The following is a 19,273-nucleotide window of genomic DNA, read 5'->3' on the forward strand; positions in this document are numbered from 1 at the left end:
CCTTGTCTGGTCAAGCCGGGCTCGGCTTAGCCGTCGAAATCGACCTCTTCGATCAGCTTCAGCGCGTCAGGGCGCAGGCGGGCGAGATCCATCAAGTTGGTTTCGTCCGGGGTGAAGCTGCCCCAGCCGGCAACCAGCGGTGCGGGCGACGAACCGGGCGCGATCGGGTATTCGAAATTGGCTTCGGCATAGATTTCCTGAGCCTTGGGAGAGGTCAGGAATTCCATCATCTTGAGCGCATTGTCGCGGTTGGGGGCGGCTTTGGTCATGGCCACGCCGGAAATGTTCACATGCACGCCTTTGCCTTCGAACGTGGGGAAGACGATGCGCACGGAATCGGCCCAGGCCTTCTGCTCTTCGTTGGCGAGCATTTTGCCCATGTAATACGTGTTGCCGATCGAGATATCGCATTCGCCGGCCCAGATCGCTTTGACCTGAGCGCGGTCGTTACCTTGAGGCTTGCGCGCGAGGTTGGCTTTCACGCCTTCCAGCCAAGTCTTGGTGGCCTCGGCGCCGTGATGGTGCAAATAGGCCGATACCAGTGCTACGTTATAGGCATGGGTGCCCGAGCGGGTGCAGATGCGCCCTTTCCACTTGGGATCAGCCAAGTCTTCATATGTGGTGACGTCACCTTCGGCAACGCGCTCCTTGCTGGCATAGATGATGCGCGCGCGGGTGGTCAGACCCCACCAGTGCCCATCGGGATCGTGATAGTTCGCAGGGACATTCGCGCTCAGCTTATCGCTTTTAACCGGCTGGCTGAGGCCCGCGCCGACAACGGCGCTAAGGCGCGAAATATCAACGGTAAAGACGAGATCCGCAGGAGAGCGGTCGCCCTCGGCTTGAAGGCGCTCGACCATGCCCTTGCTCATATGCGCGACGTTAACTTTGATGCCGGTTTCAGCAGTGAAAGCATCGGTCAGCGGCTTGATCAGCTCAGGCTGCCGATAGGAATAGACGTTAACCTCTTCCGCCAGCGCCGGTGTGGCGGCGAGCATGGCAACAAGGCTTAGGCGCGTAAACATATCGTATCCTCCAGAAAGGGTTAAATTCCGCGTCGTTAAACCTGACAGATTTACTCGGGTCAATCCCCGAATGGTAAATCACTGCGAAAGAAGCAGCCACAACGCGCAAATTACAAAAACGCGCGCTGCTTCATCTGACTAAAAATATCCCGCAAAGAGCGGGGGCTGGCCCCCCGCTCTTTGCGGGTAACGCCGCGCTAGCGGTTGGCTTTTTCTTCGGCTTTGGCGCGGTCCCAAAGGGCGTCCATCTCGGCAAGATCACTGTCGGATGGGGTTTTACCGCGGTCTGCCAGAAAGGCTTCGACGCGTTCGAAACGGCGGGTGAATTTGGCGTTGGCGGCGCGCAGGGCGGCTTCGGGGTCTAACCCGAGGTGGCGGCCGAGATTGGCGATAACAAAAAGGAGATCGCCATATTCTTCGAAAACGTCGGCCTCGGTCAGGGTGTCTTTGGCCTCGTTCAACTCTGCGGCCTCTTCGACGATTTTTTCGATCACCTGATCCGTCGAGGGCCAGTCAAACCCGACGCGAGCGGCCCGTTTTTGCAATTTCAATGCGCGCAGGAGTGCGGGCAGGCCGATGGCGACGCCGTCCAGCGTGCCTTGTTGCGCCTTTTGGGCGCGCTCGGCCGCTTTGATGGTTTCCCAGTCGCGGGTTTGCTGTTCCGCCGATTTGTCGCGGGTCTCGTTGCCAAAGACATGCGGGTGCCGCGCGACCATTTTGTCAGACATGGTGTCCGCCACCTGATCGAAGGTGAAGAGGTTCGCTTCCTCGGCCATTTGCGCATGGAACACCGATTGGAAGAGCAAGTCGCCCAACTCGCCTTTCAGCTCGTCCCAGGCCTCGCGTTCGATGGTGTCGGCAACTTCATAGGCTTCTTCGATGGTATAGGGGGCGATGCTGGCGAAGCTCTGCTCGATGTCCCAGGGGCAGCCGGTGTCGGGATCACGCAGGCGGCGCATGATTTCAAGCAGGCGCGGCATGCCGCCGGTCGGGTTGTGGATCAGATCGTCGCTTTCGGCCATTGCGGTGCTCCTGTTTCTGGGATTGAGTTGTGCAAGCTGTGCGAAAAGGTCCAGAGATGGCTGTGATCAACCGGATTGCCGGGTTTGCCGATGAAATGACCGAATGGCGCAGACATTTGCACCAGCACCCCGAGCTTGGGCTGGAGTGTCACGAGACGGCGGCGTTTGTGGCGTCGCGATTGCGCGACTTTGGTGTGGACGAAATTCACGAAGGCATCGCCACGAGCGGGATTGTTGCGATTATCAACGGCAAGGGGCCGGGGCCGGTGACGGGCTTGCGCGCGGATATGGATGCCTTGCCGATGAGTGAAGAGACCGGGGCGGACTGGGCCAGCACGGTGCCGGGGCGGATGCATGCCTGTGGCCATGACGGGCATACGACCATGCTGTTGGGGGCGGCGAAATACCTTGCTGAGACGCGCAATTTCACCGGGCGGGCGGTTTTGATTTTCCAGCCAGCGGAAGAGACCATCGGCGGCGGGCGGATCATGGTGGAGGAGGGCATCATGGACCGGTTCGGGGTTGAAGAGGTCTATGCGCTGCACACCGATTCCTTTGCCGGATTGGGAGAGTTCCGCACCACGCCGGGGCCGATCATGGCGGCGGTGGATGATTTCGAGGTGCATTTTACCGGCAAGGGCGGGCATGCGGCCTATCCCGACACTTGCGTTGATCCCTTGCCCGCCGCTGCGGCGACCCTGCAGGCGATGCAGACCATCGTGAGCCGCAATCGCCCGCCATTGGAGGCGTTGGTTGTGTCGGTGACGCAGATCCACGGCGGCAGCGCGATGAATATCATCCCCGAGACGGCATATCTTGCCGGAACAGTGCGCAGCTTTGCCCCGGCGATGCGGGACATGGCAGAGCGGCGGATCGGCGAGATCGTCAAGGCGCAGGCCGAAGTCTATGGCGTCGAGGCGGAGCTGGACTATCAGCGCAACTACCCGTCGACGGTGAACCACGCCGCGCAGACCGAAAAAGCCGCCGAGATCGCCCGCGAGGTGGCGGGGGACGACAATGTGCTGACCGCGCTGCCGCCGGAAATGGGGGCGGAGGATTTCTCGTATATGCTTGAGGCGCGACCCGGAGCGTTTCTGTTCCTTGGGCAGGGGGTGGGGCCATCGGTGCATCACCCGGAGTTTGATTTCAACGATGCGGCGGCGCCGATTGGGGCGTCCTTCTTTGCCCGGCTGATCGAGCGGCATCATCCGGCGTGAGGTGCATTGCAAGTGCTGGCGGATTGGGATTGAGTGGGCGCAATTCATGAATCCCAAGGAGTGACCCCATGGCCGTGATCAACCGTATCGCCAGCTTTGCCGAAGACATGACGGCGTGGCGCAGGCATATCCACATGAACCCCGAGTTGGGACGCGACTGTCACCAGACGGCGGCCTTCGTGGTCGAGCGTTTGAAGGAATTCGGGATCACCGAGATTTCGACCGGCTGGGCCGAGAGCGGGGTTGTTGCGGTGATCGAGGGGCAGGGCGAGGGGCCGACGATCGGGTTGCGCGCCGATATGGATGCGCTGCCTATGGATGAAATCACTGGCCTCGAGTATGCCAGCAAAACCCCCGGAAAGATGCACGCCTGTGGCCATGACGGGCATACGGCGATGCTTTTGGGCGCCGCGAAATACCTTGCGGAGACGCGGAATTTCAAAGGGCGCGCCGTGTTGCTGTTTCAGCCCGATGAAGAAGGCGGCGGCGGCGGTGAGGCCATGGTCGAAGAGGGCGTGATGGAAAAATACGCCATCGACGAGGTTTACGCGATTCACAACGGACCCGGTATCGAAACCGGCACGATTGCTTTGCGGGCGGGGCCGGTGATGGCGGCGGTCGACAGCTTTTACATCGACATTCAAGGCAAGGGCGGCCATGGCGCGATGCCGCAGGATTGCGTTGATCCCGTGGTGGCCGCGGTGGCAATGGTGCAGGCGATCCAGACCATTGTGAGCCGCAACAACGACGCGCAAAAGCGGCTGGTTGTGTCGGTGACACAGATCGACACGGGCAGTGCCAGCAACATCGTGCCGGACACGGCATTTATTTGCGGCACGGTGCGCACGTTTGACCCCGAGGTGCGCGACATGGTTGAGCGCCGGATGGGTGAGATCGTCGCCGGGCAGGCGGCCAGTTTCGGTGTCGAGGCGCGGCTGAACTATGACCGGGGCTATCCCGCGACGGTGAATGACGACGCAAAGACCGGCTTTGCCGCCGAGGTGGCACGGGATGTGGTTGGTGGGGCAATGGTGGATGACGAGGCGACACCTTTGATGGCCGCCGAGGATTTCTCTTACATGCTGGAAGCGCGGCCGGGGGCCTATGCGTTTGTTGGCAATGGCGTCGATGGGGCGATGGTGCATCACCCGAAATATGACTTTAACGACGAGATCGCGCCGGTTGGGGCGTCGTTCCTTGCGCGGCTGGTGGAAAAGGCGGCGCCTCTCTAAGAGGGCGCGTTTTTTCTGACTTGGTTGTGGCCTTGCTTGTGAGCTGTCTTCGGGGCGGCTTGATGGCGGGCTTGTTGGACTGTTTGCGGGCCTGCCTTTCGGTGCGTTCCCGCCCACCCACCCCACGCCCCAAAAGGCAGGGGCAGATGTTGGAGGTGCTTTGATGGCGCTGGAAGATTCGAAGAACTTTGTGGATGAGGCCTTTACCCGCACCACGGACCGTGGGGTGAGTTTTGAAAACACGTTTGGCGGGGCGACCTCGTTTTTGCGCCGACGTTACACCAAGGATCTAAGCGGTGTGGATGTGGCCGTGACCGGTGTGCCGTTTGATCAGGCGGTGACGAATCGGCCCGGAACGAGGCTTGGGCCGCGCGCCATACGAGAAGCGAGCGCGTTACAGAGCCCGGATGCGCCTTATGGCTGGGGGTTTAACCCGCTGGATGAGGTCAATGTGGTGGACTACGGCGATCTGGCGTTTGATTACGCCAATGTCGCCGCCTTTCCGGGGACGTTGCAGGCGCATATCAAGGGCATACTTGATGCCGGTGCCGCGAGCATCACCTTGGGGGGGATCACTATATTTCCTTCCCGATTCTAAAGGCTTATGCGGAGAAGTTCGGGCCGATTTCTTTGATCCAAGTGGATGCGCATACCGATACATGGCCAGATGACGACATGAGCCGGGTCGATCATGGCACGATGTTTTACAAGGCGGTAAAATCCGGTGTTGTTGATCCGAAAACGTCGGTTCAGATCGGGATCAGAACGGTGAACGAGCACCCTTTGGGTGTGACCATCATTGATGCGCGCGAGGTCCATGAAAAGGGGGCGGCGGCGGCGGCGGCGAAAGCGCGCGCGATTGTGGGCGACCGGCCTTGCTATCTGAGCTTTGACATTGACGGGCTGGACCCGGCCTTTGCGCCGGGCACGGGCACGCCGGTTTGGGGCGGGTTAAGCTCGGCTCAGGCGGCGGTGTTGTTGCGCGATCTGGCGGGGATCAATTTGGTTGGGGGGGATGTTGTTGAAGTGTCGCCGCCCTTTGACACCACCGGGGCGACGGCGATTGCAGGGGCGCATGTGGCGATGGAGATCCTGTCGCTGTGGGCATGGACGCGGCGCGAGCGCTGAGGCGCTGGTGCTTTGGTCCGGCCAAAAGATCGAGTATTTTTTCCAACAATGAGAGCAGGTTCGAAGATGATCTTCACGTGGATTTTTATCGCGGCATTGGTCGCTTTGGTCGCCTATATCCGGTTTGCACCGAGCGATCCGGGCTATTGGCATGTGATGCCAGAAGAAGTGGTGCACAAGGCGTTTGATGCGGGTGTGATCCGGGTGGTTGAGACCGGATCAGACGGGCTTGCGCGGTTGGACCCGGTCGCGCGGGGTTGGCCGAGAACGCGTGTTCTGGCCGGGTCGGTTGAAGAGGGGATGATCACCTATGTGACGCGGACCGCGCTTTGGGGGTTTCCCGACTATACAACCGTGCGGCAAGCAGGCGGGCAGATGCAGATTTATGCGCGGCTACGATTTGGCCGGAAGGATTTTGGAGTAAACCGGGCGCGGGTTGAGGCGTGGCTTGAGGCGTTGTGAGCTGAGGCAGCCGTCTTCGATCTTGCGCCACATGGGCACGTTGAGCGACATCTGGCATTGCGCCATGAACATTTTGCCATCGACCTGTAGGCAGATTTTCTCGCCCAGCTCGATCCGGCCACCGGATGTGTCGGTGCAATAACAGTCGATGGTTTTGCCGTTATGTTGAATATCGGCAAAGGTGGGCGCGGGCAAAACCGCGAGGGCAAGGCACACGGACAGCTGTTTCATGCGCCGACTCTAACATGTTTTCCGCGTGATTTGTAGCGCGGCGATAGGCAAGGCTCTTGACGCTATGCGGGCAATCGGGGAGAGACAGGCATGGTTCCCATAGACAAACTTGAGCAGATCACCGGGCGATTTCAATTTCTTGAGGCCAAAATGGCCGAGGGCGATGGCGATATTTCGGCGCTCGCCAAGGAGTATTCCGATCTGCGTCCGGTGGTGGAGCAGATTGCGGCCTATCGCCAGTTGCTCGCCGATCTGGGTGACGCCGAGGACATGTTGAGCGATCCCGAGATGAAGGCCTTGGCGGAGGAAGAACTGCCGACCCTCAAGGCGCGTCTGCCGGAGGCGGAGGCGGCGTTGCAGCTGGCGTTATTGCCCAAGGATAAGGCCGATGCGCGGCCTGCTTTGATCGAGATACGCCCCGGAACGGGGGGCGATGAGGCGGCGCTTTTTGCGGCGGATTTGCTGCGGATGTATCAGCGCTATGCCGAAGGGAAGGGCTGGCGGTTTGAGATCATGGAAGAGGCGGCGACCGAGCTTGGCGGGATCAAGGAGGTTGTGGCGCGGATTTCGGGGCGCGATGTGTTTGCGCGGCTGAAGTTCGAGAGCGGCGTGCATCGGGTGCAGCGGGTGCCGGAAACGGAATCGGGCGGGCGTATTCATACCTCGGCGGCGACTGTGGCGGTGCTGCCGGAAGCGGAGGACGTGGATATTGAGGTCGACCCGAACGACATTCGCATTGATACGATGCGGGCGTCCGGTTCGGGCGGGCAGCATGTGAACACAACCGATTCGGCGGTGCGTATCACGCATATTCCCAGCGGAATTGTCGTGACCAGTTCTGAAAAATCTCAGCACCAGAACCGCGCGAATGCGATGCAGGTGCTCAAGACGCGGCTCTATGATCTTGAACGGCAGCGGGCCGATGATGCGCGCGCCGCCGACCGGAAGGCGCAGGTCGGGTCGGGCGACCGGAGCGAGCGGATTCGGACCTATAACTTCCCCCAAGGGCGGATGACCGAGCACCGGATCAACCTGACGCTTTACAAGCTGGACGCGGTGATGGCCGGGGATCTGGACGAGATTATTGACGCGCTGACGGCGGATCATCAGGCGGCCTTGCTGGCGGAGATGGAGGGGTGACGCCTGCCACTTTGCAGATCACCAATGCGGCGCGGGAGTTGAGCAAAGAGGGCGTGCCGGATGCCGGACGCGATGCCCAGAAGCTTATGGCGGTGGCCTTGGGGATCGAGCCGTCGCGGATGGTGCTGCACATGAGTGATGTGCTGACGCTGGAGCAATACGAGGCGTTCTGGATCATGGTGGCACGGCGTCTGGCGAGAGAGCCTTTGTCGCATATCCTCGGGGAGCGAGTTTTTTTCAAGCATCGCTTTAAGGTTGGCCCGCAAGTTCTTGATCCAAGGCCAGAAACCGAAGTTTTAGTCGAGGCGGCTTTGAAGGTGAAAGCCGCGCATATTCTTGACCTTGGCACCGGCTCGGGGGCGATCCTGTTGTCGCTTCTGGCGGAGCGGTCGGGCGTGCGCGGAACCGGCACGGATGTCTCACCCGAGGCGATTGCCTTGGCGCAGGAGAATGCCGAGGCGTTGGCTGTATCCGAGCGGGCAGTTTTTGTGCAGAGCGATTGGTTTGATGCGGTTACCGGTCGATTTGATCTGATCGTGTCAAACCCGCCCTATATCGCCGCAGAGGAAATGGACGGGCTTGCGCCGGAATTGAGCCATGAGCCGCGCGGGGCGTTGACGGATGAGGGCGATGGGCTGAGCGCCTATCGTGCGATCACCGAGGGGGGCAGCGCGCATCTGGAGCCCGGCGGGTGGTTGATGGTCGAGATCGGGCCAACACAGGGTGCGGCGGTGGCCGAGATGTTTTCGCGTGCGGGGCTTGAATCCGTGGCCGTTCACCCCGATCTTGATGGGAGAGACCGCGTGGTTATGGGTAAAATGCCGCGCGAAACCGGCTGAAATGCCACGCGATAAGGTAAAAACTGCACCCTGTCGCGCAGTTAGGTCTTGTTAAACTCTCTGAGGCATGGTTACTCATGCATATCAAGCTGGTGGATGCCAAATTCTGGCGGTCCCGCTTGATGCCAAGCCAGACATAATGCAACCCGGCCAATTCAGGCGCGCAGCGCATCGGTCAGGTAAGCTAAGGGCCCGTTCAACAAGCTGAACCAAGGACAACATGAGATCATCTAAAAACCGCTCGCGGTCGAACAAAAACCGCAACCGCTCGGTCGGCAATATCGTCAATCGTGTTTTTGACAGCTCTGGCCCCGAGGGCAAGGTGCGCGGCACGCCGCAACAGATCATCGACAAATACAACCAGCTGGCGCGGGATGCGCTTCTGGCGGGGGATCGGGTTGCGACCGAGAATTTCCAGCAGCATGCAGAGCATTACATGCGCATGTTGGCCGAAGCGCAGCGCGAGCAGGATGCCAAGCGCGAGCAGCAGGAACAGCAAAACCAGCAGCGTCAGGCCGATCGCGACCGTGAGCGTGATCGTGATCGGGATCGCGCCCAGCGTCAGGAACGCGAATCCAATGGCGGCGGGCAGCAGCAACAGCCGCGTGCCAAGGTTGATCCGGGCGCGTCGCCGCAGCCCGATGTGATTGAGCCCGAGGCGAGCGACGGTGATAGCGGGCTGGTGGAGACACCCGAAGCCGCTGCACCCAAGAAGCCCAAGCCGCGCCGTCCACGCAAGCCCAAGGCACTTGCGCCAGAGGCTGTGGCCGCTGAGACAGCGGCACCAGAGGCAGCAGCACCTAAGGCTGCACCAGCTAAGGCGGCAGCACCTGAGGCGAAGCCACAGAGCGCGCCTAGCGAGACCGACGCCGCGGAGTAAGGGCTGCTTTTAGGGCGGGGTGCTGAGGGCGGCTTGTAAGAGCCGGTTCAGACGGACCGCGCCCTAGGAAACCCCGGTTAAACTCCGGTCAGGCATAATCCGAACAGGATAAAGTGCTTAGGCGCTGGCGACAGAGCGTGCCAGCGCGCAAAACCGCTCAAGCTCGATCGTTTCGGCGCGGGCGGTTGGCGGGATGCCTGCGGCGTTGAGGTGGTCTTCGATATCCGGCGTCAGGCCCTTTAGCGCGGCGCGCATCATTTTGCGCCGCTGGTTGAAGGCCTTGGCAACCACCCGTTCCAGAACCTTGGGATTTGCCGGGTAGCGTGGCTCGGCCAAGGCTTTGAGATGCACCACGGCAGAGGAGACTTTGGGCGGCGGTGTAAAGGCCTGTGGCGGCAGGGAAAGCACGATCTGTGCATCCGAGCGCCAGGCCGCCAGCAAGGCCAGACGACCGTAGGCTTTGGACCCCGGCTGGGCCACGATCCGCTCGGCGACCTCGCGCTGGAACATCAGCGTCAGGCTTTGCCAGTAGGGCGGCCAAGTCGGCGGAGTCAGCCATCTGACCAGCAGCTCTGTACCGACGTTATAAGGCAGGTTCGCAGCCACCCTGATGGGGGGCGTGAGGTGGCTTAACGGGTCGATTTCAAGCGCGTCACCTTCGATCACCTCAAGCTGACCCGGATAGGCGGCAGCGATTTCGGCCAGCGCAGGCAGGCAGCGCGCGTCTTTTTCGATGGCGAGCACTTTGCGCGCGCCTTCGGACAAGAGCCCACGGGTCAGCCCGCCGGGACCGGGGCCGATTTCAAGCACGTCACAGGCAGAAAGATCACCCGCCGCGCGGGCAATTTTGGCCGTGAGGTTGAGATCGAGCAAAAAGTTCTGGCCCAGCGATTTGCGGGCAGAAAGCTCGTGATTGGCGATGACCTCGCGAAGCGGGGGAGGGTGTCGATTGCGCTCATGTCGGTTTCAATTCAGCATCAGGGGCGTGATGGCAAGGGCAGAAATGCGCTGACGGGGGGCTGACGGGTGGCCGACGGGTGCCTGAGCGGGAAGGTCAGGCAGGCGGTCATGCCCGTTTGCTGGCCATAGTGCTGGCCAGTTTGAGCGCCTCGACGGTTGAGGTTTCGCTGGCGATCCCTTGGCCAGCGATGTCAAAGGCGGTGCCATGATCGGGCGAGGTGCGCACAAAAGGCAGGCCGAGCGTGACATTGACGCCGCGATCCATGTCGAGCGTCTTGATCGGGATCAGCGCCTGATCGTGATAGGCGCAGATCGCCACGTCATAGCGCGCCCGCGCGGCAGGGTGGAACATCGTGTCCGAGGGCAGGGGGCCGGTGAGGTCAAACCCTTCGCCGCGCATATCGGCGATGAGGGGGACCATCCAGTCAAGCTCTTCTTGGCCCATCGCGCCGCCTTCGCCCGCGTGGGGGTTTAGCCCGGCGATGGCGATACGCGGCGCTGGAATGGCGAATTGGTCGCTGAGCGCATGTGCGGTGATGGTGATCGTTTCGCGCAGAAGCGCCGGGGTGAAGGCGTCCGGCACATCGCGCAGGGCAATGTGGATTGTGGCCGGCACCACGCGCAGTTGCTCGGAGGCGAGCATCATCACCACGCGGTCAACCCCGCCGAGGTCGGCGAGGAATTCGGTATGGCCGGGATAGGCGAAATTCGCCCCGTCGATCAGCGCCTTTTTGTGGATCGGCAGGGTGCAGATGGCCCCGGCCTGACCGTTCTGAACCAGCGAAACCGCGCGGCGGACCGCGTCGATCACGCCTTGGGCATTGGCCGGGGCGGGCTGTCCGGGTGTGGCGGGGGCTGCAAAGCCGTGGGGCAACACCGGCAGGCCATGAGCCATGGCAAGCGGGGCTTCGGACGGGCTGTTGATGAGCTTGATCGGCGCACCATCGGGCAGATGCGCAGGATCACCGATCCAGAAGAAATCAATCTGGCATTCCAGCGCCTGCCACGCCTTGATTGCCAGTTCGGGCCCGATGCCCGCAGGCTCCCCGCAGGTTAGCGCAATAGGGGCAACGGGGTTCGCCATGGTGTCATTTCTCGATGATACGCGCCTCGGCACGCAGTTGTGAGAGATAGCCGTTGGCAAAGCTTTGCAGGCGGCGGTTTTGAATGCCGAGGGCGACGTTATCGCGCGACAGGTCCTCGGGCAGCACAGGGGTGCGGCCACAGAGCATCAGGAACACCAGCGTTTGCCCGTTCGCACGGGTCAGGTTGGTCGAGACCTCGTGCTTGTCGAGTTTGGCCAGTTCAATCGCGATGTCATTGGGGATTTCACCGGGTTTCTTCGACCCGCGATCCAGCACGCTTTCGGGTTGGCCTTTGGCCACGCCATAAAGATCATCGCAGGTGTCGACGCGGTTGCGCAGCTTTTTGGCGGCGGCAAGCGCAGAGTCGCTACGCCCGCCGTCAATGTAATAGGCGGCGTATTCGATCGCGGCATAGTCGGGCTCTTTGTATTTGCCCTCTTCGATGGCACGCAGTTGGAACAGGGCGATGGCCCCGGGGATCGGCAACGGCTGGGTCACTTGACCGGGCGCGAGGCCGAGGATCTGACCGCGCACGGCCGGGGGCAATTGCGTGATCGGGATCCAGTTGACCTTGCCTCCGCGGCCCCGGCTTCCGGCGGCGGAGTATTTGCGCGCGGCGCGGGCGAAGGCGGTGATCGAGGTGATCTTCGAGATTTCCTCGGCACGTGCTTGGGCTTGTGCTTCGCGGCCTTGGGCCGTGGGCAAATAGATCTCGGACAAGAGCACACGCACGTTCGACGTGGCATTGGCTGCAAGGGCGCGTTCGACGTCGGCGTCACCCACTTCTACGCGCGCGCCGAACTTCGCACGCACCAAGGTGCGCCAGCTTACCCCGGCGATGATGAAATCGCGGTAGGTTTGTTCCGAGACGCCAGCCCCGGCCAGTGCCTTGATGAATTGCTCGGTGGTCATATTGGCGCGACCGGCGAATTCTTCCATCCCGGCTTTGATCTCGTCTTCGGACACGCGCAACCCGAGGGATTCTGCCGCGTCCAGTTTCAGGCGCTCTTCGACAAGCTGTGTGCGGGCCAGCTCTTCGGGGTTGCCGGGTTGGCGGAAGAGTTTGAGCATCCGCGCGCGTTGCTGCAGTTCATAGCGGGTGATGACCTTGTCGTTAACCTTGATCGCCGGGGCGAAGAGGTTTTGCGCCGAGGCGGTTTCCACGCCCGATGCGACAAGGATCAGCAAGGCGCTGACGAAGGTAATCATGTGAAAAAGCGGTGTGGCCTTACGGTTCATTCTGCCTGTCCTGCCCTGTCATTGGTTGGAACGGTTCGGGTTTGCTTGCGACCATATCTGGAATTTTGCGCAGGTGCATCACCGATTCTTGTGCCAAGGCGCGAATTCCTTTGGCGTGGCGATGTCGGGTGAGACGCGGTCACTGGTTGCATTTGCGGGTATAGCTTTTGTCGCCGGCATTGGCCGAGAAGCCGCGCAGGCCGACTGTGAAGCTGAAATCGGTCGAGGGGGTGAGGACGATCGAGGATGTGAAGCTTCGAGAGAGCGACAGTTCGATGTCGATACATTCGTTGGTGTATTGCAGTCCGATCCCGGCTTCGGCGGCGGTTTTGGAGGCCACGTCATAGCGCACATTGGCGCTGCCGCTCCAATGGCGGTTAAAGCGGTAGAGACCGTCGATGGACCATTCCGAAACCGTTGAGGTGCGGTCCTCAAGCGGGTCGGGGCCAAGCCAGACATAGCTTGCTCCCAACCCGTAGCGCGAGGTTTGCCAGCTGCCGCGGGCCTCGGTTTTGGCGAGGTTGAAGCTGGCGTCGATCAGGGCGCGCCCGGTCAGAGACAGGCCATTGTCGGTTTTGATTTGCCCGGCAACGAGGAGATCGGAGCTGATGCCGCGCAGGCCGGAAGTGGGCGAGAAATTGTTGTCTGCCGTCTCGCGCGTGATCTGGCCCAAGGTTAGAGAGGTTTGCATTCCCTTGGGGCCCAGCCGGGTCCAATTGACGCCATAGGCCGCCGACAGCCCACGCTCGCGGCGGTCATAGGCGGGATAGCGCGACAGGGATAGAAGGTTGCCTTCGTCAAATTCAACCCGCGTGCTTTCGTCATTGGCGACATTGGCGGAGGTGCCTCCGGACCAAGCGAGTTGCACCATCGGTTCGATCACATGGATTGCGCCATTGGCCGTGGTCTTTTGCCAAGGCCAGCGCAGGCTGAACGCGGCCATGGGCGTGATGGAGGACGCTTGGCTGGGCAGAGACAAATCATCGCTCGTATAGAATTGATCCATGGCGACACCGAATTGCGCTCCGGCGCGTATCCCCGGACCGACGGTCCAGTTGCGCAGCCACATCGCCTCGGCGTTGAGACGGCTGACATCGCGGCCATCAACGATCAGGTCGGTGTCCACCCCGTCGATCCCGAGGGTCGAATAGCGGTAATGCGAATGCAGCCCCGCCGAGAACCGCAATTCGCCGCCGATGGCGCGCGGAAAGAAGCGGCGTTCATAGGTGATGTCACCGATGACCGAAGGCAGCGTTGCGCTGTCTTCGCCGACGCGCAGGGTATGATAATGCACGATCGCCGCGCTAATGTATTCGTCGCGCCGGGCGCGTGTGATGGCGAGTTCGCTGTCGAGCCTGTCCTTGTCGGAATAGCCGTAATCGTTGAGGTAGGCCTTGTCCGAGACGAGTTCTAGATCGAAGCTGAGCTTGAAATCCCGTTTCAGGTCGAACTGGCCTTCGCCAAAGAGGTAGCCGCGAAACTTGGACGTGGTGAGCGCGTCGTGGCTTCCTGCGCCGGTAAAGGTGATGCGGCCTTTTTTGAACGCCTGCCGATAGCGCAGTTCAAGCGTGCGGGTATTCTGGGCGAGAAACGGGGTGAGCGTCAGGTCGCGGTGATCGCCCATACGAATAAAATAGGGGATCTTGATCCCGGCGCCGGTTTCGGAATTGCCCGAAAACGACGGGATCAGAAAGCCGGTGGCCCGCGCCAGAGTGGGGTCAGGCAAGCGCAGACGCGGCAGGTAGAAGATCGGCACGTCCATCACGCGGATCTGGGCGTTTTCAAAGTAGAGCTGCTTTTCCTGCTGGTCATGGATCACCTGCCGGGCGCGGATTTGCCAGAGCGGCGGGCGGTCGCTGTTGCAGACACGACAGGAGGTGACGGCGGCTTTGTAGAGTTGGGAATAGCGGCCATTGACGCGCGAAAGCTGATGAGCGGCCAATTGCACCTGTTGATTGAGCACCATGCGCGCGCCGATCAGCAGGCCGTTTTGATAGTCGGCATCCATTTCGGCCTGATTGGCAAGGACAACGACGTTGTCGCCTTGGGTTATGGTGATCGGCCCTTGGATGATCATGCGGTCGGCGGTGCGATCATAGCTGATTTCGCGCGCCTTGATGCGCACATCGCCATAGAGCGCCTCGACGTTGCCGGAGGCGACGAGGCGGGTTTTGCCTTCGACCCAGACCTGATCCGCCACCAGCGCGGCGGCGTTGGCTTCGCTTTGTGTGCTCGGGGTGGTTTGGGTCACGGAACTTGTCGGCGCGTTTTGGGCGGTGGCGGGCGCGGTCGCGCACAGAAAGCTGGCCGCGAGGCTTGCGGTGAGCTGGGCGGTGAGCCGGGTCAGCAGAGCTGAGGAGGGGGAGGGCGCGCGCATCATCCGTCCTCGGTATGTAACAAGAGGCCGATGCCCAAGAGGGCGGCCGCGAATGGCGGTGCCCAAGCGGCGAGCATTACTGGAATTTGGCCGTTTTCGCCGAGAATTTGGGCAAAGTTGCGGATGTAATACAGGCTGAACCCCAATAGCAGAGAGGTCAGCACCGCAACCCCGGTGCCGCCTGAGCGCACATGGCGCATGGTAAAGGCGGCCCCGATCAGCACCATCGCGATCAGAAACATCGGGCGGGCCAGCTCCATCTGGAGCCAGACGGAATGGCGCCGAGCGGAAAAGCCTGCCTGCTCCAATTGCCGGATGAAGCGCGGCAAATCCCAGATGGAAATTGCGCCGGGCTTGCCAAAGCTGTCGCGGATACGGTCATTGGTCAGGTTGGTGGGCAGCCGGTATTCGGCGTGCTCGCTTGCGGCCCCTTCGGGGTTGGTGCCGGTTTCGAGCGGCCAGACCTTGGCGCCGCGCAGCACCCATGCGCCGCTGTCGAGTTGGGCCTCGCGGGCTTCGACCCGTTGCAGCGGGCCGCCGGTGGGCGCATAGGACAGGAAGGTCACGTCATAAAACACCGTTGCCTCGGGGTTGGCAGAGGTGGCGCGGATCACGGTTTGACCCTCGGCGCCGCCTTGACGCAGCCAGAGGCCTTCGGCGGAGATCGAGAGCACCTCACCGCCTTCGGATTTGAACCCTTGATAGAGCTCGTTATAGCGCTTGCCGGTGGCCGCGACGATGGGGTTGAACATAGAGACCGCCAGCACCCCAATGGTGAGCGCGACCATGACCGGCGCGATCAGCGCCTTGAGGCCAGAACGCCCGACGGCGCGCACCACAACCAGTTCAGAGCTTCGCGCGAGGCCGAGAAAGAGCGCGACGGTCGACAGGATCATGACCAACGCCAATATCTGGTTCATGCCATCTGGTGCATTCAGCAGGGCCAGCACCATCATGTCGGAAAAGCCAGCCGTGGTTCCATCAAGGCGGCGCACCTGTTCGATGAGGTCGATCAACGCCTGCAGGAGGAAAAAGACCGACAGCAGCCCCATGAAAATCCAGAAGAATTTGCGTGCGAAATAGAAGTGTAGCCTCATGCCGGTGCCACCTTCTGTACCAGCTTGCGCCGGGTGCCTTGGGTGCGTCCTGACCAAGCGAGAAGGGCGGCTGCCGTGGCTATGCCGATCAGCGATGGCAGATAGATCAGCGGCCAGAGCGTTGGGTCGTCACGCACCGGGTCGGCCACGACGCCTTCGATCAGTTTGAGCAGAACGAGGATGATGATCGCGCCGACGATTTGTTTCCAGACGCCAAAGCGGCTGAACCCGCCGACCAGCAGCGACGCAAATCCGATCAGCGCAGCCGCGATGCAGAGAAGCGGTTGTTCGAAACGGCCGTGCAGCTCTTCGGTCAGCGCGCCTTCGCTGCTTCCTGAACGTGCTATCACCCCGGCGCGGTCGGTGAGGATTTCGGGCGTAAAGGCATGCGAGGCGTGGAAGGTGTTGACGTCTTCGACCCCAATGAGCGCGCTGATGTCATAGGAGAAATCCGAGAAGTGCGTGGTAAAGAGCTGCCCGGTTTGACGGTCGTAGCGTTGGCTCAACCCATCGACCATCACCAGTTTCGACGCATCCCCATCGCGCACGATAAAGGCGGTGTCGGCGGTATAGGTCAGGCTTTCGCCCTGACCACGGCGATCGGAGAGGAATACGTCCTCAAGCGCGCCTTGTGGCGTGATTTCGCGGATGTAGAACGTGACACCCGCCGAGGGGTGTAGGAAGGTGCCTTCGGTCAGCAGCTTGGCCGTGACATTGCGCGAAATTTCGATCTCGCGCTCTTTGAGTTGGGCGAGAGACGCGGGCACGAGGAAATGGGTCAGCGCCGCCATCATCGCCGCAACAATCAGCCCGAACACAAACACTGGTCGCGCCAGCCGCCAAGGTGAGAACCCCGTGGCCTGCATCACGGTGAGTTCGCTTTCAGAGCTGAGCCGGTTGGTGACATAAACGGTTGCCGCAAACCCCGCCACAGGCAGAACCAGCGCGATCACATTGGGCAGGAGCAGGGCGGTGAATTCGGCAAAGACCCAAGCCGTTTGACCATCGCCGATGAGGGTGTCGAAAATCTTGACCGCGCGGTTGAGCCAATACACCGAGACCAGCACGAGCGAGAAGAATCCGAACAGAACCATGAGTTGGGACAGCATGTATCTGTCGAACCTTGCCAAACTGCATCCCCCCGGAGCTTCTGAACGCCACGCATTATGGCCGCGTGTTACGGCGACTACATGTTGTGCGCAATCTACTGATTTGTACAAGCGCGGTAAATGGCTAATGCGCCGGGTGGGGCGGGCGCGCCGGTGCGGTGGCGGAGCGCCGCGCACCGGCGGTGTGGCGGTGTGGCGGTGCGGGGACGCAACGCAACGTCTGGTCTTATCGGCGAGGCCGCGCTAGGTCTGTGACAAGCAACATCTCAGGAGCGCAGAACATGACCGCATTGGTGCCTTTTTCCTTTTCCGAAACCGATATCGACAAGCTGTCCGAGGCCACGGGCCGCGTGGCGGTTTTCATTGGCACCGATGCCAAGTTGGATATAGCGGCGCGGCGGGTGAACCGGCTAACCAAAGGGGCGATTGCGCGGCTGATCGAGACGGAAAGCTGGGAAAAAGCCAGTGCCGGAGACGCCACGGCATTGGCCTATCCCGCAGGGATGAAGGCCGAGGCGGTGGATGTGGTCAAGCTCGACAAGCGTCCAAGCGTGAGCGAGGCGCGCAAGGCGGGCGCGACATTGGGCAAGGCGTTGGGCAAGGCGGGCGCGCTTGTGCTGGCCGGGAACAATGCCAAGGCGGCGGAGATCGTGACCGGGATTGCGCTTCGCTCTTACACGTTTGAGACCCATAAAACCGGCGAAGCGACCACAGTGGGCGCGGTCGAGGTGATGGCGTCAAAACCCGATGATTTGAAAGCCGCGAGCGAGGCTGCGCTGGCGGTGGCCGAGGGCGTGCATTTCACCCGCGATCTGGTGAATGAACCGGCCAACCATCTGACCACGACCAGCTTTGCCGAGCGGATTGCCGAGATGAAGAGCCTTGGCCTCAAGGTGGAAGTTCTGGAGGAAAAGGACCTTGAAAAGCTGGGCATGGGCAGCCTGATTTCGGTTGGGCAAGGTAGCGATAGCCCGTCGAAAGTTGTTGTTGCACAATGGCTTGGTGGCAAGAAGGGCGACGCGCCGCTGGCATTGGTCGGCAAGGGCGTGGTGTTTGACACAGGTGGTATATCGCTGAAGCCCGCCGGAGGCATGGAAGAGATGACCATGGATATGGGCGGCGCGGGCGTTGTGGCGGGCACGATGCGCGCGCTGGCGCTGCGCAAGGCGAAGGCCAATGTTGTTGGCCTTGTCGGCTTGGTGGAAAACATGCCTTCGGGCAATGCGACGCGGCCCGGCGATGTTGTGACCTCGATGAAGGGTGACACGATCGAGGTCATCAACACGGATGCCGAGGGGCGGCTCGTTCTGGCGGATGTGATGTGGTATGCGCAGGACCGGTTCAAACCGGCGGCGATGGTTGATCTGGCCACGCTCACCGGCGCGATCATTATCGGGCTGGGGCATGACAAGGCCGGGGTGTTCGCAAATGACGATGATTTCTGCAAGGCGTTCATGAAGGCCGCAGATGCCGAGGGCGAGGGCGCGTGGCGGATGCCGCTGGACCCGGCCTATGACAAGCAGTTGAAATCGCGGATTGCCGATATGAAGAATGTCGGCGGCCGGCCCGCCGGGTCGATCACTGCGGCGCAGTTTTTGCAACGCTTCGTCAAGGACGGCTGCCCATGGATTCACCTTGATATTGCAGGGGTGGCTTTGGTCAAAGGCGGCACCGTGACCGCGCCGGATGGGGCGACGGGATGGGGTGTTATGGCGCTGAACCGCTTGGTCGCGGATTCCTACGAAAGCTGAGCGGGGCCAATGGGCGCGATCTTTTTCTATCACCTGACGCACCGCCCGCTTGAGGCGGTGCTGCCCGATCTGTTGGAGCGCTCGCGCGGGCGGGGATGGAAGGTTCTTGTGCGCGGAGGCGACGCGAGGCTGCTGGACTGGTTGGATCAGAAGCTGTGGACCGGTGCCGAGGACAGCTTCCTTCCGCATGGGATTGCGGGGGGCGCATGATGCGTTGCAGCCTGTTTTGCTGACCACGGGTGTCGAGAATGCGAACAATGCGGCGTGTCTGATGCTGGTTGGGGGCGCAGAGGTGAGCGCAGAGGAGATTCGCGCGTTCGAGCGGTCGTGTTTGTTTTTTGACGGCAACGATCATGCGGCGTTGACGCAGGCGCGGGGCCAGTGGAAGGCGCTGACCAGTGCCGGGGTCGAGGCGCAGTATTGGTCCGAGGAAAGCGGGCGCTGGGAGATGAAGGCGCAGGCGGGCGGCTAGGGCACAG

Annotated in this window: 15 protein-coding genes and 3 pseudogenes; 9 read left to right on the plus strand and 9 right to left on the minus strand. The window is 61.5% G+C overall.

Going from position 1 to position 19,273, the window contains the following annotated elements; genetic code table 11:
• Positions 1 to 26 precede the first annotated feature (26 nt).
• Positions 27 to 1,025, minus strand: a complete 999-nt coding sequence (locus tag N4R57_07645; GenBank protein ID UYV38888.1) for a Fe(3+) ABC transporter substrate-binding protein — start codon at positions 1,023 to 1,025, stop codon at positions 27 to 29.
• A 197-nt stretch (positions 1,026 to 1,222) separates the two neighbouring features.
• The gene (gene mazG / locus N4R57_07650) at positions 1,223 to 2,047 is read right to left on the minus strand and encodes a nucleoside triphosphate pyrophosphohydrolase (protein ID UYV38889.1); all 825 of its coding nucleotides are present in this window, start codon (positions 2,045 to 2,047) and stop codon (positions 1,223 to 1,225) included.
• Between the two features lie 56 nt (positions 2,048 to 2,103).
• Here mazG and N4R57_07655 point away from each other — a divergent pair, with 56 nt between their 5' ends.
• The 4 genes and pseudogenes from N4R57_07655 to N4R57_07670 all read left to right on the plus strand — a co-directional run bounded on the left by N4R57_07655 (position 2,104) and on the right by N4R57_07670 (position 6,086).
• A complete protein-coding gene (locus N4R57_07655) occupies positions 2,104 to 3,264 on the plus strand; it encodes a M20 family metallopeptidase (GenBank protein ID UYV38890.1) in 1,161 nt (386 codons plus the stop codon).
• Positions 3,265 to 3,332: 68 nt separating this feature from the next.
• Positions 3,333 to 4,496, plus strand: a complete 1,164-nt coding sequence (locus tag N4R57_07660; GenBank protein ID UYV38891.1) for a M20 family metallopeptidase — start codon at positions 3,333 to 3,335, stop codon at positions 4,494 to 4,496.
• Positions 4,497 to 4,659: 163 nt separating this feature from the next.
• Positions 4,660 to 5,624 (plus strand): annotated as a pseudogene (gene speB / locus N4R57_07665) (agmatinase).
• 66 nt (positions 5,625 to 5,690) lie between these two features.
• The gene (locus N4R57_07670; protein ID UYV38892.1) at positions 5,691 to 6,086 is read left to right on the plus strand and encodes a DUF1499 domain-containing protein; all 396 of its coding nucleotides are present in this window, start codon (positions 5,691 to 5,693) and stop codon (positions 6,084 to 6,086) included.
• On the opposite strand, the gene N4R57_07675 is transcribed toward N4R57_07670, so the two are convergent.
• Positions 6,018 to 6,317, minus strand: coding sequence for a hypothetical protein (locus N4R57_07675; protein ID UYV38893.1), 300 nt, complete (start codon positions 6,315 to 6,317; stop codon positions 6,018 to 6,020). The two genes, N4R57_07670 and N4R57_07675, sit on opposite strands and share 69 nt — an antisense overlap.
• Before the next feature lie 90 nt (positions 6,318 to 6,407).
• On the opposite strand from N4R57_07675, the gene prfA reads away from it, so the two are divergent.
• The 3 genes from prfA to N4R57_07690 all read left to right on the plus strand — a co-directional run bounded on the left by prfA (position 6,408) and on the right by N4R57_07690 (position 9,176).
• Positions 6,408 to 7,457 (plus strand): peptide chain release factor 1, encoded by a 1,050-nt coding sequence (gene prfA / locus N4R57_07680; protein ID UYV38894.1) that lies wholly within the window; start codon positions 6,408 to 6,410, stop codon positions 7,455 to 7,457.
• Positions 7,454 to 8,296 carry a peptide chain release factor N(5)-glutamine methyltransferase gene (gene prmC, locus N4R57_07685; GenBank protein UYV38895.1) on the plus strand — a complete coding sequence of 281 codons (843 nt, stop codon included), beginning with the start codon at positions 7,454 to 7,456 and terminating at the stop codon, positions 8,294 to 8,296. Before prfA ends, prmC begins: the two co-directional genes overlap by 4 nt.
• Before the next feature lie 220 nt (positions 8,297 to 8,516).
• Entirely contained in the window at positions 8,517 to 9,176 is a 660-nt protein-coding gene (locus N4R57_07690) for a DUF4167 domain-containing protein (GenBank protein UYV38896.1), read from the plus strand.
• Between the two features lie 117 nt (positions 9,177 to 9,293).
• Here N4R57_07690 and rsmA read toward each other — a convergent pair.
• From rsmA to lptF, 6 genes and pseudogenes are all read right to left on the minus strand, one after another.
• Positions 9,294 to 10,135: pseudogene (gene rsmA, locus N4R57_07695) on the minus strand (16S rRNA (adenine(1518)-N(6)/adenine(1519)-N(6))-dimethyltransferase RsmA).
• A gap of 107 nt (positions 10,136 to 10,242) precedes the next feature.
• The gene (gene pdxA / locus N4R57_07700; GenBank protein UYV38897.1) at positions 10,243 to 11,220 is read right to left on the minus strand and encodes a 4-hydroxythreonine-4-phosphate dehydrogenase PdxA; all 978 of its coding nucleotides are present in this window, start codon (positions 11,218 to 11,220) and stop codon (positions 10,243 to 10,245) included.
• Positions 11,221 to 11,224: 4 nt separating this feature from the next.
• Positions 11,225 to 12,460, minus strand: a complete 1,236-nt coding sequence (locus N4R57_07705; GenBank protein UYV38898.1) for a peptidylprolyl isomerase — start codon at positions 12,458 to 12,460, stop codon at positions 11,225 to 11,227.
• A 139-nt stretch (positions 12,461 to 12,599) separates the two neighbouring features.
• Entirely contained in the window at positions 12,600 to 14,837 is a 2,238-nt protein-coding gene (gene lptD / locus N4R57_07710) for an LPS assembly protein LptD (GenBank protein ID UYV38899.1), read from the minus strand.
• A complete protein-coding gene (lptG, locus tag N4R57_07715; protein UYV38900.1) occupies positions 14,837 to 15,934 on the minus strand; it encodes an LPS export ABC transporter permease LptG in 1,098 nt (365 codons plus the stop codon). The genes lptD and lptG overlap by 1 nt, the downstream gene beginning before the upstream one ends.
• Positions 15,931 to 17,043, minus strand: coding sequence for an LPS export ABC transporter permease LptF (gene lptF, locus N4R57_07720; GenBank protein UYV38901.1), 1,113 nt, complete (start codon positions 17,041 to 17,043; stop codon positions 15,931 to 15,933). Before lptF ends, lptG begins: the two co-directional genes overlap by 4 nt.
• A 281-nt stretch (positions 17,044 to 17,324) precedes the next feature.
• Here lptF and N4R57_07725 point away from each other — a divergent pair, with 281 nt between their 5' ends.
• Positions 17,325 to 18,794, plus strand: coding sequence for a leucyl aminopeptidase (locus tag N4R57_07725; GenBank protein UYV38902.1), 1,470 nt, complete (start codon positions 17,325 to 17,327; stop codon positions 18,792 to 18,794).
• A gap of 9 nt (positions 18,795 to 18,803) precedes the next feature.
• A pseudogene (locus N4R57_07730) lies at positions 18,804 to 19,266 on the plus strand (DNA polymerase III subunit chi).
• The last annotated feature ends 7 nt before the right edge of the window (positions 19,267 to 19,273 follow it).

It is taken from the genome of Rhodobacteraceae bacterium D3-12, assembly GCA_025916135.1.
Classification (GTDB): domain Bacteria; phylum Pseudomonadota; class Alphaproteobacteria; order Rhodobacterales; family Rhodobacteraceae; genus JAKGBX01.

Bases quoted from the DNA above. Each gene is read 5' to 3' on its own strand.
- lptD (UYV38899.1), bottom strand. From the start codon at position 14,837: ATGCGCGCGCCCTCCCCCTCCTCAGCTCTGCTGACCCGGCTCACCGCC.
- N4R57_07645 (UYV38888.1), bottom strand. From the start codon at position 1,025: ATGTTTACGCGCCTAAGCCTTGTTGCCATGCTCGCCGCCACACCGGCG.
- pdxA (UYV38897.1), bottom strand. From the start codon at position 11,220: ATGGCGAACCCCGTTGCCCCTATTGCGCTAACCTGCGGGGAGCCTGCG.
- lptF (UYV38901.1), bottom strand. From the start codon at position 17,043: ATGCTGTCCCAACTCATGGTTCTGTTCGGATTCTTCTCGCTCGTGCTG.
- N4R57_07725 (UYV38902.1), top strand. From the start codon at position 17,325: ATGACCGCATTGGTGCCTTTTTCCTTTTCCGAAACCGATATCGACAAG.
- N4R57_07705 (UYV38898.1), bottom strand. From the start codon at position 12,460: ATGAACCGTAAGGCCACACCGCTTTTTCACATGATTACCTTCGTCAGC.
- N4R57_07670 (UYV38892.1), top strand. From the start codon at position 5,691: ATGATCTTCACGTGGATTTTTATCGCGGCATTGGTCGCTTTGGTCGCC.
- lptG (UYV38900.1), bottom strand. From the start codon at position 15,934: ATGAGGCTACACTTCTATTTCGCACGCAAATTCTTCTGGATTTTCATG.
- mazG (UYV38889.1), bottom strand. From the start codon at position 2,047: ATGGCCGAAAGCGACGATCTGATCCACAACCCGACCGGCGGCATGCCG.
- N4R57_07675 (UYV38893.1), bottom strand. From the start codon at position 6,317: ATGAAACAGCTGTCCGTGTGCCTTGCCCTCGCGGTTTTGCCCGCGCCC.
- N4R57_07690 (UYV38896.1), top strand. From the start codon at position 8,517: ATGAGATCATCTAAAAACCGCTCGCGGTCGAACAAAAACCGCAACCGC.
- N4R57_07655 (UYV38890.1), top strand. From the start codon at position 2,104: ATGGCTGTGATCAACCGGATTGCCGGGTTTGCCGATGAAATGACCGAA.
- N4R57_07660 (UYV38891.1), top strand. From the start codon at position 3,333: ATGGCCGTGATCAACCGTATCGCCAGCTTTGCCGAAGACATGACGGCG.
- prfA (UYV38894.1), top strand. From the start codon at position 6,408: ATGGTTCCCATAGACAAACTTGAGCAGATCACCGGGCGATTTCAATTT.